We start from the raw sequence: 13923 nt of genomic DNA on the forward strand, positions 1-13923 counted from the left end.
CTTTTGTGGCCCGACCGGGTTTTCAGCGCTCGATTTTCAGACCGGATATTTCACAAGGAGCCTTTCATGAGTCAGCTGCGCCGCGTCGCGATCATTGGCGGCAACCGCATTCCGTTCGCCCGCTCCAACGGGCCTTACGCCACCGCGAGCAATCAGGTGATGCTCACGGCCGCCCTCGAAGGCCTGATCGAACGCTACAACCTGCACGGCCAGCGCATCGGTGAAGTGGTCGCGGGGGCGGTGCTGAAATTGTCACGGGATATGAACCTGACCCGCGAATGCGTGCTCGGCTCGCGCCTGTCACCGGCCACCCCGGCCTACGACATCCAGCAGGCCTGCGGCACTGGCCTGGAAGCCGCACTGCTGGTGGCGAACAAGATCGCCCTCGGCCAGATCGAATGCGGCATTGCCGGCGGTGTCGACACCACGTCGGACGCGCCGATCAGCGTCAGCGAAGGCCTGCGCAAGATCCTCCTGCAAGCCAACCGCGCCAAGACCACCGGCGACAAGCTCAAGACCTTCCTGCAATTGCGTCCGAAACACCTGATCCCCGAATTCCCGCGCAACGGCGAACCGCGCACCGGCCTGTCGATGGGCGAGCACTGCGAATTGATGGCGCAGACCTGGAACATTCCCCGCGAAGAACAGGATCAACTGGCCTTCGAAAGCCACCACAAACTGGCGGCGTCCTACAGCGAAGGCTGGCACAACGACCTGATGACCCCGTTCCTCGGCCTGACCCGCGACAACAACCTGCGCCCCGACCTGACCCTGGAAAAACTCGCAACCCTGAAACCGGCCTTCGAGAAGAGCGCCAAGGGCACGCTGACCGCCGGCAATTCCACGCCGCTGACCGATGGTGCGTCGGTGGTGTTGCTGGGCAGCGAGGCGTGGGCGAAGGAACGTGGTCTGCCGATCCTTGCGTACTTGCGCGACGGCGAAGCGGCGGCGGTGGACTTCGTCAACGGCGCCGAAGGGCTGCTGATGGCGCCGGTCTATGCGGTGCCGCGCTTGCTGGCGCGCAATGGGCTGACCTTGCAGGACTTCGACTACTACGAAATCCACGAAGCCTTTGCCGCGCAAGTGCTGTGCACGTTGAAGGCCTGGGAAGATCCGGAGTACTGCAAGACCCGGCTGGGGCTGGACGCGCCGTTGGGCTCGATTGATCGCAGCCGCTTGAACGTCAAGGGCAGCTCACTGGCGGCGGGGCATCCGTTCGCCGCGACGGGCGGGCGGATCGTGGCGAACCTGGCGAAGTTGCTGGATGCGGCGGGACAGGGGCGGGGGTTGATTTCGATTTGTGCGGCGGGGGGGCAGGGTGTGACGGCGATCGTCGAGCGCTGAAAAAGCAAGACTCCCCTCTCCCCAAAGGAGAGGGGATTGCGAAGGTCACTCAGGTACGAAACCTGCGTACCAACCCATCCAGCTCATTCGACAACCCCGCCAGACTCTGCGAATCCAGCCGCGCTGAATTGGCCAGCTCCGCCACCAGCTGCGCATCCCCATGAATCTGGCTGATGTGCCGATTGATGTCCTCGGCCACCTGATGCTGCTCTTCCGCCGCCGTCGCAATCTGCGTGTTCATGTCGCGAATCACATCCACCGACTCTCGGATTTGACCGAAGCTTTCCCGTGCCTCGCCGATACGTGCCACCGATTGCTGGGACACGTCGAGACTGGCGCGCATCTGCTGGGTCACCGCGCTGGTGCGTTTGGCGAGGTTGCCCAGCAGCCCGTCGATTTCCGCCGTCGAATCCGCCGTGCGTTTGGCCAGTGCGCGCACCTCATCGGCCACCACCGCAAAACCTCGGCCTTGCTCGCCGGCACGCGCCGCCTCGATGGCCGCGTTGAGCGCCAGCAGGTTGGTCTGTTCGGCGATGGAACGGATGGTGCCGAGGATCGACTGGATGTCGTTGCTGTCGCGTTCCAGTTGTTGCATCGACTGCGCCGACTGCTCCAGTTCCTGGCTCAGTTGATCGACGCTGTGCACCGCCGCATCGATCTGCTGCTGACCTTCGCGGGCCTGGCGCTGGCCGCTGTCGGCCGACTCGGCCGCCTGGCTGCACGAGCGGGCGACTTCGTTGGCGGTGGCGACCATTTCGTGGAACGCGGTCGAGACCATGTCCACCGCTTCGCGCTGGCGTCCGGCCGCTTCGGCCATGTCGCCGGAGACCCGGGTCGAACTCTGCGAAGTGGCGAGGATTTTCCCGGCCGCGCCGCCGATGTGCTGGATCAGGCTGCGGATCGCAGTGAGGAACTGGTTGAACCAGTTGGCCAGTTGCGCGGTTTCGTCGCTGCCACGGATGTCGAGGTTCTTGGTCAGGTCGCCTTCGCCCTGGGCGATGCCTTCCAGACCGCTGGCCACACTGCGGATCGGCCGCACGATGAGGCTGGCGAAGCTGGCGCCGACCACCGCGAAGATCACCGCCAGCACGGCCGCGATGATTGCGATCAGCCAGGTGAGTTGAGTGGCCGAACTCATTACGTCGTTCTGTTTGATCAGGCCGATGAAGGTCCAGCCCAGTTGCTCCGACGGCCAGACGTTGGCCATGTAGCGTTCGCCGTTGAGCTCGACTTCCACCAGTCCTTTGCCGGCCTTGGCCAGTTGCGCGTAGCCCTCGCCGAGGCTGTCGAGGGGCTTGAAGTTGTGCTCGGGCTGCATGGGATCGACCAGCACCGTGCCGCTGTTTTCCAGCAGCATCAGGTAGCCGCTTTCGCCCAGTTTGATCTGTTTGACGATCTCGGTGAGCTGCTTGAGGGTGACGTCGATACTGACTACGCCGCCGTTGCTGCCCAACTTGTTATCGATGGTGCGCACAGTGCTGACGTAAGTCGCATCGTCCTGTGCCCAGTAATAGGCGGCGGTGCGCAGCGGCTTGCCGGGTTTGGCCTGCGCGGCCTTGTACCACGGGCGCTGACGCGGGTCGTAGTTGTTCAGCTTGGGATCGTCGGGCCAGGAGACGTAGCCGCCGGCAGCGGTGCCGACGATTGCGTAGGCGTAGGCCGGGTGACTGTTGCCCAGGTCCTGCAGAAAGGCGAAGACCTTCTTGTCCATCTCGCCCTGCGCAATGCTTTCGGCGTTGGCGCTCATGTAGGTCTTGAGGCTGTCGTCGGTGTTCTTGATCAGCGGTTGCGTCGCCAGGTACTCGACGTTCTGGCTGATACCGTCAAAGAAAAGCTGCATGGCATTGCTGACCTGACGGATCTCGCGCCCGCTGCTGTCGACAAAATCGTCCCGGGCATCGCTGCGCAGGTTCAGTACCACCAGCGTGGCGACCAGCACCACGGGCAAGCAGGCGATGATTGCAAACGCCCAGGTCAACTTCTGTTTGATGTTCATCCGCGCTCCAGATTTTCTTGTAGGCCCACGCAGTGCAGATGACTCGCGGTAATTGGCAGCCGAAAAACGTTGTTTTTCACCCGTTTCCTTGAGTGCGACATCGAAAGTTTTTGTTGGAACGATTGTCGGACAAATCCCTCTGTCTCTGAGGAATTCGGCTGCGTGAAGGGGAAATTGAGGCCGGAAGAGAAAATTCTTACGAGTCGCGTGCGGCGGGATGTCAGATTCTGTCGCAAATGCCCTCAAGTCCTGTCGCCAACAACTTCGACAGCCTCGGCTATGATTCGCAGCGGTCGCCAACGAGGCTCCGGTCGGCCCGGTTTATCCGGCACAGTGTGTGCATCCACAGGTTCACAGGTCGGCAACCCCTCCCCGTGATGCGAGGATTGCCGTATAACGAATGACATTCGCGTGTTTGGTAATAAAGGACCCACAATAAAAGCTGATGAAGACTCCAAAACGCATTGAACCCCTGATCGAGGACGGTCTGGTCGACGAAGTGCTGCGTCCACTCATGAGTGGCAAAGAAGCAGCTGTTTATGTGGTGCGCTGCGGTAATCAGTTACGTTGCGCAAAGGTCTACAAGGAGGCGAACAAACGCAGTTTCCGCCAGGCAGCCGAGTATCAGGAAGGCCGCAAGGTTCGCAACAGCCGACAGGCCCGGGCGATGGCCAAGGGCTCCAAGTTCGGCCGCAAGGAAGCCGAAGACGCCTGGCAGAACGCCGAAGTCGCGGCGCTGTTCCGCCTGGCCAACGCTGGGGTGCGGGTGCCCAAGCCGTACGACTTCCTCGAAGGCGTGCTGCTGATGGAACTGGTGGCCGACGAATACGGCGATGCCGCGCCGCGTCTGAACGACGTGGTGCTGGAGCCGGACCAGGCCCGCGAATATCACGCGTTCCTGATTTCGCAGATCGTGCTGATGCTGTGTACCGGTCTGGTGCACGGTGACCTCTCGGAGTTCAACGTGCTGCTGACGCCGACCGGGCCGGTCATCATTGATCTGCCGCAAGCGGTGGACGCCGCCGGCAACAACCACGCGTTCAGCATGCTCGAGCGTGACGTAGGCAACATGGCGTCGTACTTCGGCCGGTTCGCCCCGGAGTTGAAGAAGACCAAATACGCCAAGGAAATGTGGGCGTTGTACGAAGCGGGTACGTTGCACCCGGCCAGCGTGCTGACCGGCGAGTTTGACGATCCCGAGGACCTGGCCGATGTCGGCGGGGTGCTGCGCGAGATCGAAGCGGCGCGTCTGGATGAGGAGCGCAAGCAAGCCATCCGTGCGGCGGACGACGAGCCCAAGGGCAAGTCCGACGAACCGCCTCCGCCACCGTGGATGCAGTGAGCACCTGAAAAAGAAAACCCGGCTTCGGCCGGGTTTTACACATTCAAGGATTGATAGTGATCACCACTTCCCGCAATGCCCGGCTGATCATCACGGCCCGGCTGATTTCCGATTTCGGCGCGTTCCTGAACATGGTTGCGCTGGCCACTTATGTCTATCTGCTGAGCAACAGCGCGATGAGCGTGGGGATCTTCCTGGCCAGTCGGGTGGGTGGCGGGATTTTCGCCAGTCTGATCGGCACCGCGTTTTATCGTCGATGCAGCGGTCGCTTGCCGTTGATTGCCTTCGATCTGCTGCGTGCTGCTGTGCTCGGATTGTTGCTGATCGTCCCGGTCAGTCAGCAGGCGTTGTGGCTGCCGCTGATTGCGTTCGGCCTGGGCTTTGGCAATTCGATGTTCGCCATCGGCCTCAACAGTCAGTTGCCGCGCTTGATCGAGCCGGCGCAGTTGCTCAAGACCAATGCGTGGATCACGTCCGCCTCGTCCATGGCGATGGTCGGCGGCAGTCTGGTGTCCGGGTTGCTGGTCGCGGGATTTGGATTTGAAACGGTGTTCGCGCTGAATGCGCTGACCTATCTGTTGGCGGCGCTGTTGATCGCGCCGCTGCGCTTCAGCGCACCGGAACCCGTCAACGAATCCAGCGCTGAGCGCAGCGAATGGGCAGCCTTGCTGCAGGGCCTGCGCAGGGCCCCGGTGGTGGCCGCGATGCTGGCGGTGACCATGGCCGACACCCTTGGCAGCGCTGCGCACAACGTCGGTTTTCCGATCATTTCAAAACTGCTGACGCCGGAATCGGCCAGCACCACGCTGGGCCTGATGCTCGCGGTGTGGGCCACCGGCAAACTGCTCGGCGCGCGGATCGCCAGTCGTCTGAACGGCGCCGACAACATTCATCTGGAACGGCGCTACTTCGGCGGCGTGTTGTTGATGTCCTGCGGTTTTATCCTGATGTTCCAGCAGCACAGCGTTGTCGGTCTGTTGCTCTTTTCGCTGCCGGCCGGGTTGGGCGACGGCTTCTCGGAAGTCGGCTTGATGTCTCGTCTGCAGCGGGAGCCGGAGCCTTTGCGCCTGCCGATCTTCAGCGTTCTGACGTTGTTGCAGATGACCGGATTCGGCGTCGGCATGCTGATCGCCGCACCGTTCTATGACTGGTGGGCGCCGGGTGCCGTGGTGCTGTTGTTCCACGGCATTCCTCTTGCCACTGTGCTGTCGATGAAGGTCCTGCTGCTCAGACGCGGGCGGGATGCGCGCAGCAGCCCGACGCCAGTTCCTTGAGGATCGGGCAGTCCGGGCGATGGTCGCCGTGGCAGTGTTCCACCAGATCCTGCAGGGTGTCGCGCAGTTCGCCCAGTTCGCGAATCTTCTGATTCAGCTCGTCGATGTGCTGGCGGGCCAGGGCCTTCACATCGGCGCTGGCGCGCTGGCGATCCTGCCAGAGGGTCAGCAGCTTGCCGACTTCCTCCAGTGAAAAGCCCAGGTCCCGCGAACGCTTGATGAACGCCAGCGTGTGCAGATCATCGTCGCCGTAGACGCGATAACCGCTGTCGGTGCGATGGGCGGCCTTGAGCAGGCCGATCGATTCGTAATACCGGATCATCTTCGCGCTCAGGCCGCTGTGGCGGGCCGCTTGGCCGATGTTCATCGGTTGTCCTCCAGATCCTTGGGTTTCCAGGTTTTCAACAGTAGCGCATTGCTGACCACGCTGACGCTCGACAGGGCCATCGCCGCGCCGGCCAGCACCGGATTGAGGAAGCCGAACGCCGCCAGCGGAATGCCGATCAGGTTGTAGACGAAGGCCCAGAACAGGTTCTGGCGGATCTTCGCGTAGGTCTTGCGGCTGATCTCCAGAGCAGCCGGCACCAGCCGTGGGTCGCCGCGCATCAGGGTGATGCCGGCGGCGTGCATGGCCACGTCGGTGCCGCCGCCCATGGCGATGCCGATGTCGGCCGCCGCCAGCGCCGGGGCGTCGTTGATGCCGTCGCCGACCATGGCCACGACTCCGGTTTTCTTCAGCTCGGCGACGGTGGCAGCCTTTTCCGCCGGCAGCACTTCGGCGTGGACGTTCTCGATGCCCAGCGCTTCGGCAACCACTCGGGCGCTGCCGCGGTTGTCGCCGGTCAACAGGTGGCTGTGGATGTGCTGGGCCGCCAGTTGTTGCACCGCGTGCAGCGCGCCGGGCTTGAGGGTGTCGCCGAAGGCGAACAGCCCGAGCACGCGGGGTTCCGGACTTTGCTCGATCAGCCAGGACAGCGTGCGGCCTTCGGTTTCCCAGGCCTTGGCCGATTCGCTCAGGTTTTCGGCGTTCAGACCGCTTTCTTCCAGCAAGCGCCGGTTGCCCAGGGCCAGGCGCCGGCCGTCGAGGCTGCCGGCGATACCGCGCCCGGTCAGGGATTGGCTGTCGCTGACATCGGGCACGTTCAGATGGCGTTCGGCACAGGCATCCAGCACCGCTTTGGCCAGCGGATGCTCACTGCCGCGTTGCAGCGCACCGGCTGCTGTCAGCAGGGCGTTTTCGTCACCGTCGATCGCACTCAAATGTGCGATGCGCGGCGTGCCGGAAGTCAGGGTGCCGGTCTTGTCGAACACCACGGCGCTGACTTGATGGGCACGTTCCAGTGCTTCGGCGTCCTTGATCAGAATCCCGTGCCGCGCCGCCACGCCAGTGCCGGCCATGATTGCGGTCGGTGTCGCCAGGCCGAGTGCGCATGGGCAGGCGATCACCAGCACCGCGACGGCGTTGATCAGCGCGGTTTCCAGCGGCGCGCCGTACAGCCACCAGCCAATCAGCGTGGCCAGGGCCAGCAGCAATACGGTCGGTACGAACACCTGACTGACTTTATCCACCAGTTTCTGGATCGGCGCTTTCGCGGCCTGGGCGTCTTCCACCAAGCGAATGATCCGTGCCAGCACGCTCTCTGCGCCAAGCGCCGTGGTGCTCACCAGCAAGCGGCCTTCGCCGTTGATCGCTCCGCCGGTGACCTTGTCGCCCGGCTGTTTGGGCACTGGCAGGCTTTCGCCGCTGATCAGCGCTTCATCGGCGTGGCTCTGGCCTTCCAGCACTTCGCCGTCCACCGGGAAGCGTTCACCGGGTTTGACCAATACAAGATCGCCAAGGCGCAGGGCACTGATGGCGACATCCTGTTCGCGGCCATCGATGACTTGAATCGCCCGCTCCGGCCGCAATGCTTCCAGTGCGCGGATGGCGCTGGCGGTCTGACGCTTGGCGCGGCTTTCAAGGTATTTGCCGAGCAGCACCAGCGCGATGACCACTGCCGAGGCCTCGAAATACAAATGCGGCATGCGCCCGTCAGCAGTCGCCCATTCGTAGAGACTCAGGCCATAACCGGCGCTCGTGCCCAGGGCTACCAGCAAGTCCATGTTGCCGGCGCCTGCGCGTACGGCTTTCCACGCGGCCACATAAAAACGTGCGCCGAAAATGAATTGCACCGGGGTCGCGAGGGCGAATTGCGCCCAGGCCGGCAGCATCCAGTGTATGCCGAACGGTTGCAGCAGCATCGGCAGCACCAGCGGCAAGGCGAGGGCGATGGCGCAGATCAGCGCCCAGCGCTCATGGTTCAGGCGTTGCTGGCGATTGTCGGTTTGCGGGTGTTCGGCTTCGAAGAGGCTGGCCGAATAACCGGCCTTGCTCACGGCGGCGATCAGGATCTGTGGGTCTACAGCGCCGAGCAATTCGAGATGAGCGCGCTCATTGGCGAGGTTGACGCTGACGCTTTTCACCCCCGCAACCTTGTTCAGGGCGCGCTCGACGCGACCGACGCAGGAGGCACAGGTCATGCCGTCGATGTTCAATTCCACGGTTTGCTGCGGCACGCTGTAACCGGCGCGCTCGACTGCCTCCATCAGCGCCGGCAGGCTGTCGCCGGGGGCCTGCACCCGGGCCTGTTCGGTGGCGAGGTTGACGCTGACGGCACTGGCGCCGCTGACTTTGCTCAACGCCCGCTCGACACGACCGGCACAACTGGCGCAGGTCATGCCGCTGATGGGCAGATCGAAGGTGATGGAATCGGACATCGGTCGTACTCCCTGTAGAAGATGCCTACAGGATCAACCTTGCCATGCTGGCAAGGTCAAGTGCTCATTTTCGCTACCCGCCGCCCCACTCGCCCGATCGTCCCCACGCAGAGCGTGGGAACAAGCGTGCCTCAATAGCCGAGGCCGGTCGGCTTGAGGTACATGCCTTCCTGGTTCATTGCGATGCGGAATTTCAGGATGTCGCCGGCACGCACTTTGATCTCCTGCGAGCCCGGCGCGAGCATGCCCGGGTTGCAACCCGGCATCTGTCCCGGCAGCAGTTTCAGGCGCAGCGAGACATTGCCCGGCGGCAGGTTGAACGACGTGCTTTGCTCCTGGAACAGGCGCGCCGACAGTTGATCCTGGATGTACACGCCGATTTCGCAGGAGGTCGCCACTTCCAGGCGCTCTCGGGAAATGATCAGCACCCCGTAATCTTCCCCGGCGGCATGCACCGAAGGAATCGCGGCAAAGAGGCTGAGAAAGCCAAACAGGCTGAAAGCTGACCAGCGCATGGCTGAATCTCCTGAATTCATGTCATTGATGCGTGCAGCTTGGCCGAGCGTGGCGCCGATTGCCAGCCCGGCAGTTTTTTGCAGAACTTGACCTTGCCATCGTGGCAAGCTCGAAACTGCCGGCAACCTCACTCAAAGGAGTCATTCCATGCAAGTGTTCACTGTTGAAGGCATGTCTTGCGGTCACTGTGTCAAAGCCGTCACCCAGGCGGTGCAGAGCAAGGATCCGGCCGCCAGCGTGCGGGTCGATCTGGCGGCGAAGGAAGTCGGCGTCGAAAGTGCGCTGAGCGCCGAGCAGGTCATCGAAGCGATCAGCGAAGAGGGTTACGTCATCAAACTCGCCTGATCTTTTTTAATAGTTAGCGAGCTATCGGAATGTTCAAGGCGTCCTCGCCCGGCTAGACTGTCGGGCTGCACTTTCTACCAAAGTGCCCACCCCACTGCCTGCCGGACCTGGACGCCTGATGAACTTCCGTACCCTTTTGATTCTCGGTGCCCTGACCGCTTTCGGTCCGTTGGCGATCGACTTCTATCTACCCGCGTTTCCCACCATGGCGCTGGCGTTCGGCACCGATGAGAAACACGTCCAGCTGACGCTGTCGGCTTACTTCTTCGGCCTGTCCATCGGCCAACTGGCTTACGGGCCGGTGGCGGATCGCTTCGGCCGGCGGGTTCCGTTGCTCATTGGCCTGACACTGTTCACGCTGGCGTCCGTGGCCTGCGCCTATGCGCCGAACCTGGAATGGCTGATTGGCGCCCGGCTGGTACAGGCGCTGGGCGGTTGTGCGGGAATGGTGATTGCCCGGGCGGTGGTCAGCGACAAATGTGATGCGGTGGGTTCGGCGAAAGTCTTTTCGCAGCTGATGCTGGTGATGGGGCTCGCACCGATTCTGGCGCCGATGCTCGGCGGCCTGCTGGTCAACACCACGGGCTGGCAGTCGATCTTCCTGGTACTGACCGGATTCAGTGCGCTGGCCGGACTGGCAGTGGCCGTCGGCCTGCCGGAAAGTCTGCCGGCGCATGTTCCGCGCCAGCCGTTGTCCGGCGCCCTGCGTCAGTATGGTCGGCTGCTGGCCGATCCGGTGTACATGGGCCATGCCCTGACCGGCGGCATCGCCATCGCCGGGATGTTTGCCTACATCGCCGGCTCCCCGTTCATCTTCATCAAACTGTACGGCGTGCCGGCCGAGCATTTCGGCTGGCTGTTCGGCACCAACGCGGCCGGGTTCATTCTGGTGGCGCAGGTCAATGCGCGCCTGCTGGCCAAGCGCGGTCCGGCCTTTCTGCTGTCACGGGCGGTCTGGGTTTACCTGGGCGCCGGGCTGACACTGCTCGCGGTCAGCGCCTTGCACACCGAGGCACTGTGGCCATTGCTGATTCCGTTGTTCGTCTGCGTGGCCAGCCTTGGCTGCATCAGCCCCAATGCGGCGGCGTGTGCGATGAACGGGCAGGGCGGTCGAGCCGGCAGTGCTTCGGCGTTGCTTGGCAGCCTGCAATTCAGCGTCGCCGCCGGCGCGTCGGCGCTGGTCGGGGTATTACACGATGGCTCCGCCGTGCCGATGGCCATGGTCATCAGCCTGTGCGGGTTGCTGGTGGTGAGCGCTGCATTGCTCACCCGGCGCATCCAGAATGCCCGGGCGCTCGCAAAGGCGCAGGCTGAAGTCTAGAAACGAAATACCTCAGCCGACAGCGCGTTGCTGGCCGAGGTCGGGAATCTGATGGGGCGCGCAAATACGCGCTTCGAGGGTGCGAGTGAAGGCGCGAGCTTCGGCCTCGCTGCGGAAGGTCACGGCGTGCTGGTCAAGACGAACTTGCCACTGGGACTTTGCCACTTCTTTTATCAGGATCTTCATTGCTGACCTCCCGTACGTAAAAGATTGCATCGCAGAGGACTCGATTGTAGTCCTGAATACGATCGCAATTGTGACAAGGGTCAAGCATCTGACTGACGGCAAAAAAAACACCGCAGCCCCGAGCCAGACATTTTTGGCGCTGGCGAAGGCTGCGGTCTTGCGTGTTTTAGAAACCTTCTAAAACAATTTTCCCCTTGGCCTTGCCGCTTTCCAGCAATTCATGGGCGCGGCGCAGGTTGCTCGCGTTGATCGTGCCGAAGTGCTCGCCGACCGTGGTTTTCAATGTACCGCTGTCGATCAGCCCGGCCACCCGGTTCAGCAGTTTGTGCTGCTCGATCATGTCCGGCGTTTCGAACAGCGAGCGGGTGTACATGAATTCCCAGTGCAGCGACAGGCTCTTGCGCTTGAGTTTGGTCACGTCCAGCGACTTCGGATCGTCGATCAGCGCCAGTTTGCCTTGCGGCGCCAGAGCCTCGACCAGTTGGTCCAGGTGCTGGTCGGTCTGGGTCAGGCTGGCGACGTGGGTCACGTGGGCCATACCGGCGCGCTTCAGTTCTTCGCTCAACGGCTGACTGTGATCGATCACCCGATCGGCGCCCAGCTCGGTCACCCAGTCGCGGGTTTCCGGGCGGGAGGCGGTGCCGATCACTTTGAGCCCGGTCAACTGGCTGGCCAGTTGGGTGAGGATCGAACCGACGCCGCCGGCCGCGCCGACGATCAGCAGGCTCTGGCCTTCCTCAGTGTTGCCTTCGCGAATTTGCAGGCGTTCGAACAACAGCTCCCAGGCCGTGATCGCGGTCAGCGGCAAGGCGGCGGCTTCGGCGAAGCCGAGGGTCTTCGGCATGTGGCCGACGATCCGCTCATCGACGACGTGCAATTCGCTGTTGCCACCGGCCCGGGCGATGGAGCCGGCGTAGAACACTTTGTCGCCGGCCTTGAACAGGGTCACTTCACTACCGACAGCCTTGACCACACCGGCCACGTCCCAGCCCAGCACCTTGGCGGCGCCGCCTTCCGGCGCGACGTTCTGGCGAACCTTGGTGTCGACCGGGTTGACCGAAATCGCTTTGACTTCCACCAGCAGGTCGCGCGGGCCGGGCACCGGTTCCGGCAGTTCGATGTCTTGCAGGGATTTTTCGTCGCTGATCGGGAGCGAGGCGTAATAGGCGATGGCTTTCATGGAGGTCTCCGAAAGTGAATAAAGGAAGGCTTCAGGCGATGACGCGCAGGCGCTTGAGTTCGAAGTGTTCAAGGAACGCCTCGGCCTGGCTGCGGAAATGCTGGATATGCGCGCTGGCATCGTGGGCCTGCAGCGCTTCGTCGCTGGCCCACTGTTCGATCATGTAGAAGGCCAGCGGATTGGCCAGGTCCTGGTGCAGTTCGTACTGACCACAACCGGCTTCGGCGCGGGTCGGTTCGATCAGGGCGCGCAGGTGCTGTTCGAGGGCGTCCTGCTGGCCAGGTCGGGCGATCAGGGTGGCGATGGCGGTGAAGGGCTGGGACATGTTCGACTCCGGGACGGGATGAATTCGATGGAAGGCATGATTGGCTATTTCTGCCGGAGAAAAAACCGGCTAAAAGAGCAGTCTCTTTCAATGTTTTTTTGATAATCGAGGCTGAGGATGCTGCGTTTCGATGACTTGCAATTGTTTGTCCGGGCGGCGGATCTGGGCAGCCTGTCGGCGGCGGCGCGGGTGATGGACCTGTCCGCTGCTGTGGCCAGTGCGGCGCTCAAGCGAATCGAGCAGCAACTCGGCGCGCGGTTGTTGGCGCGTTCCACTCGCAGTCTGCGGCTGACGGCCGAAGGTGAAGGGTTTCTCGAATACGCCCGCGCTGCCTTGAGCAACCTGGATGAAGGCCGCCGTCTGCTGGCCAGCGGGCAGGACCAGGTCAGCGGCATTCTGCAGCTGTCGGCGCCTTCGGATTTTGGCCGCAACCTGCTGTTGCCTTGGCTCGACGACTTTCAGCGCGAGCATCCGAAGCTGACCGTGCGCCTGTTGCTGGGTGACCGCATCGCCGATCTGTTTCGCCAGCCGGTGGACATCGCCTTGCGCTACGGCGAACCGGAAGATTCCAGTCTGGTGGCATTGCCGATTGCCCCGCACAACCGACGGGTGTTGTGCGCATCTCCTGACTACCTGGTCCGGCACGGCGAGCCGCTGCATCTGGAACAGCTCGCGCAGCACAACTGCCTGCTGTACATGCTCGGTGGCCGGGTGCATGACCATTGGAGTTTTCATGACGGCAAGCGCGAGGTCAGCCTCACGGTCAGTGGCGACCGCTTCAGTGACGACGCCGATGTGGTGCGCCTGTGGGCGGTGGCGGGCGCCGGCATCGCCTACAAATCGTGGCTTGATGTGGCCGGTGATGTGCTGGCGGGACGGCTGAAAGTGCTGCTGCCGGAGTTGCTCTGCGAACGCGCTCCGCTGAATCTGCTGTGCGCCCATCGCGCACAATTGAGTAAGCCAGTGAACCTTCTGAGGGAAATGCTCGCCAGCCGTTGCGCTGAATTGAGTAGCCGATTTCCCGTTTTTCAGGAGTCTGGCCATTAGTCGCAGGTAAATAGCGAAATTTCTCTCAGGAACAATCACCAGCCACGTCTCCTCCGGCGCAGGACGCAGCGAGCAACCCGCTTATACTAGCGACCGCCTGAAGACCGCACCGACAGGCCGGCAAGAGAACGATCAGACCGGAACCTGCGGGGCAGGAACGAGGGTCGCGACAGTACTGCGGTTTCCTCGCTGCGGCGCGCAAAGTGCCTCGGCTCAAGGCATTTTGCGCGCCTTGGCTGACGACTGATTACTGGTCAAGATGTCTATGAGCAGTAGACGATACGATTCAA

13 protein-coding genes and 1 pseudogene are annotated in these 13923 nt (G+C 62.6%); 6 read left to right on the plus strand and 8 right to left on the minus strand.

Annotated features, from left to right (window positions below):
* Positions 1–66: 66 nt before the first annotated feature.
* Positions 67–1344 carry an acetyl-CoA C-acetyltransferase gene (locus ACKJSM_RS06920; RefSeq protein ID WP_410237053.1) on the plus strand — a complete coding sequence of 426 codons (1278 nt, stop codon included), beginning with the start codon at positions 67–69 and terminating at the stop codon, positions 1342–1344.
* Between the two features lie 49 nt (positions 1345–1393).
* Here ACKJSM_RS06920 and ACKJSM_RS06925 read toward each other — a convergent pair whose 3' ends face one another.
* Positions 1394–2161 (minus strand): methyl-accepting chemotaxis protein, encoded by a 768-nt coding sequence (locus ACKJSM_RS06925; protein WP_371850984.1) that lies wholly within the window; start codon positions 2159–2161, stop codon positions 1394–1396.
* A gap of 90 nt (positions 2162–2251) precedes the next feature.
* A pseudogene (locus tag ACKJSM_RS06930) lies at positions 2252–3340 on the minus strand (cache domain-containing protein); the annotation flags it as partial.
* Between the two features lie 445 nt (positions 3341–3785).
* On the opposite strand from ACKJSM_RS06930, the gene ACKJSM_RS06935 reads away from it, so the two are divergent.
* Both ACKJSM_RS06935 and ACKJSM_RS06940 read left to right on the plus strand, forming a co-directional pair.
* A complete protein-coding gene (locus ACKJSM_RS06935) occupies positions 3786–4682 on the plus strand; it encodes a PA4780 family RIO1-like protein kinase (RefSeq protein ID WP_011332300.1) in 897 nt (298 codons plus the stop codon).
* A 59-nt stretch (positions 4683–4741) separates the two neighbouring features.
* Positions 4742–5956, plus strand: coding sequence for an MFS transporter (locus ACKJSM_RS06940; RefSeq protein WP_410237072.1), 1215 nt, complete (start codon positions 4742–4744; stop codon positions 5954–5956).
* Here the strand turns inward: ACKJSM_RS06940 and cueR are convergent.
* The 3 genes from cueR to ACKJSM_RS06955 form a co-directional block, all read right to left on the minus strand.
* A complete protein-coding gene (cueR, locus tag ACKJSM_RS06945) occupies positions 5910–6323 on the minus strand; it encodes a Cu(I)-responsive transcriptional regulator (RefSeq protein ID WP_236182846.1) in 414 nt (137 codons plus the stop codon). The two genes, ACKJSM_RS06940 and cueR, sit on opposite strands and share 47 nt — an antisense overlap.
* Positions 6320–8713: a heavy metal translocating P-type ATPase gene (locus tag ACKJSM_RS06950; protein ID WP_410237054.1), complete on the minus strand. Its 2394-nt coding sequence runs from the start codon at positions 8711–8713 to the stop codon at positions 6320–6322. The genes cueR and ACKJSM_RS06950 overlap by 4 nt, the downstream gene beginning before the upstream one ends.
* A 131-nt stretch (positions 8714–8844) precedes the next feature.
* A complete protein-coding gene (locus tag ACKJSM_RS06955) occupies positions 8845–9228 on the minus strand; it encodes a hypothetical protein (protein ID WP_236182848.1) in 384 nt (127 codons plus the stop codon).
* A 148-nt stretch (positions 9229–9376) separates the two neighbouring features.
* Here ACKJSM_RS06955 and ACKJSM_RS06960 point away from each other — a divergent pair, with 148 nt between their 5' ends.
* Complete coding sequence (locus tag ACKJSM_RS06960) at positions 9377–9574, plus strand: heavy-metal-associated domain-containing protein (RefSeq protein WP_096819700.1); 198 nt, start codon at positions 9377–9379, stop codon at positions 9572–9574.
* A gap of 118 nt (positions 9575–9692) precedes the next feature.
* A complete protein-coding gene (locus ACKJSM_RS06965; protein WP_236182849.1) occupies positions 9693–10895 on the plus strand; it encodes a multidrug effflux MFS transporter in 1203 nt (400 codons plus the stop codon).
* A 12-nt stretch (positions 10896–10907) separates the two neighbouring features.
* Here ACKJSM_RS06965 and ACKJSM_RS06970 read toward each other — a convergent pair whose 3' ends face one another.
* The 3 genes from ACKJSM_RS06970 to ACKJSM_RS06980 all read right to left on the minus strand — a co-directional run bounded on the left by ACKJSM_RS06970 (position 10908) and on the right by ACKJSM_RS06980 (position 12586).
* The gene (locus tag ACKJSM_RS06970; protein WP_011332306.1) at positions 10908–11081 is read right to left on the minus strand and encodes a hypothetical protein; all 174 of its coding nucleotides are present in this window, start codon (positions 11079–11081) and stop codon (positions 10908–10910) included.
* 166 nt (positions 11082–11247) lie between these two features.
* Positions 11248–12261 carry a zinc-binding alcohol dehydrogenase family protein gene (locus ACKJSM_RS06975; RefSeq protein WP_236182850.1) on the minus strand — a complete coding sequence of 338 codons (1014 nt, stop codon included), beginning with the start codon at positions 12259–12261 and terminating at the stop codon, positions 11248–11250.
* A gap of 31 nt (positions 12262–12292) precedes the next feature.
* On the minus strand, positions 12293–12586 hold the full coding sequence (locus ACKJSM_RS06980) for a putative quinol monooxygenase (protein WP_011332308.1): 294 nt from the start codon (positions 12584–12586) through the stop codon (positions 12293–12295).
* 117 nt (positions 12587–12703) lie between these two features.
* Between ACKJSM_RS06980 and ACKJSM_RS06985 the strand changes: the two genes are divergently transcribed.
* Positions 12704–13633 (plus strand): LysR family transcriptional regulator, encoded by a 930-nt coding sequence (locus ACKJSM_RS06985; RefSeq protein WP_410237055.1) that lies wholly within the window; start codon positions 12704–12706, stop codon positions 13631–13633.
* The last annotated feature ends 290 nt before the right edge of the window (positions 13634–13923 follow it).

The organism is Pseudomonas sp. PHC1, from assembly GCF_046487845.1.
Taxonomy (GTDB): Bacteria; Pseudomonadota; Gammaproteobacteria; order Pseudomonadales; family Pseudomonadaceae; genus Aquipseudomonas; species Aquipseudomonas sputi.

Bases quoted from the DNA above. Each gene is read 5' to 3' on its own strand.
- ACKJSM_RS06920 (WP_410237053.1), top strand. From the start codon at position 67: ATGAGTCAGCTGCGCCGCGTCGCGATCATTGGCGGCAACCGCATTCCG.
- ACKJSM_RS06925 (WP_371850984.1), bottom strand. From the start codon at position 2,161: ATGGCCGAAGCGGCCGGACGCCAGCGCGAAGCGGTGGACATGGTCTCG.
- ACKJSM_RS06935 (WP_011332300.1), top strand. From the start codon at position 3,786: ATGAAGACTCCAAAACGCATTGAACCCCTGATCGAGGACGGTCTGGTC.
- cueR (WP_236182846.1), bottom strand. From the start codon at position 6,323: ATGAACATCGGCCAAGCGGCCCGCCACAGCGGCCTGAGCGCGAAGATG.
- ACKJSM_RS06950 (WP_410237054.1), bottom strand. From the start codon at position 8,713: ATGTCCGATTCCATCACCTTCGATCTGCCCATCAGCGGCATGACCTGC.
- ACKJSM_RS06955 (WP_236182848.1), bottom strand. From the start codon at position 9,228: ATGCGCTGGTCAGCTTTCAGCCTGTTTGGCTTTCTCAGCCTCTTTGCC.
- ACKJSM_RS06960 (WP_096819700.1), top strand. From the start codon at position 9,377: ATGCAAGTGTTCACTGTTGAAGGCATGTCTTGCGGTCACTGTGTCAAA.
- ACKJSM_RS06965 (WP_236182849.1), top strand. From the start codon at position 9,693: ATGAACTTCCGTACCCTTTTGATTCTCGGTGCCCTGACCGCTTTCGGT.
- ACKJSM_RS06970 (WP_011332306.1), bottom strand. From the start codon at position 11,081: ATGAAGATCCTGATAAAAGAAGTGGCAAAGTCCCAGTGGCAAGTTCGT.
- ACKJSM_RS06975 (WP_236182850.1), bottom strand. From the start codon at position 12,261: ATGAAAGCCATCGCCTATTACGCCTCGCTCCCGATCAGCGACGAAAAA.
- ACKJSM_RS06980 (WP_011332308.1), bottom strand. From the start codon at position 12,586: ATGTCCCAGCCCTTCACCGCCATCGCCACCCTGATCGCCCGACCTGGC.
- ACKJSM_RS06985 (WP_410237055.1), top strand. From the start codon at position 12,704: ATGCTGCGTTTCGATGACTTGCAATTGTTTGTCCGGGCGGCGGATCTG.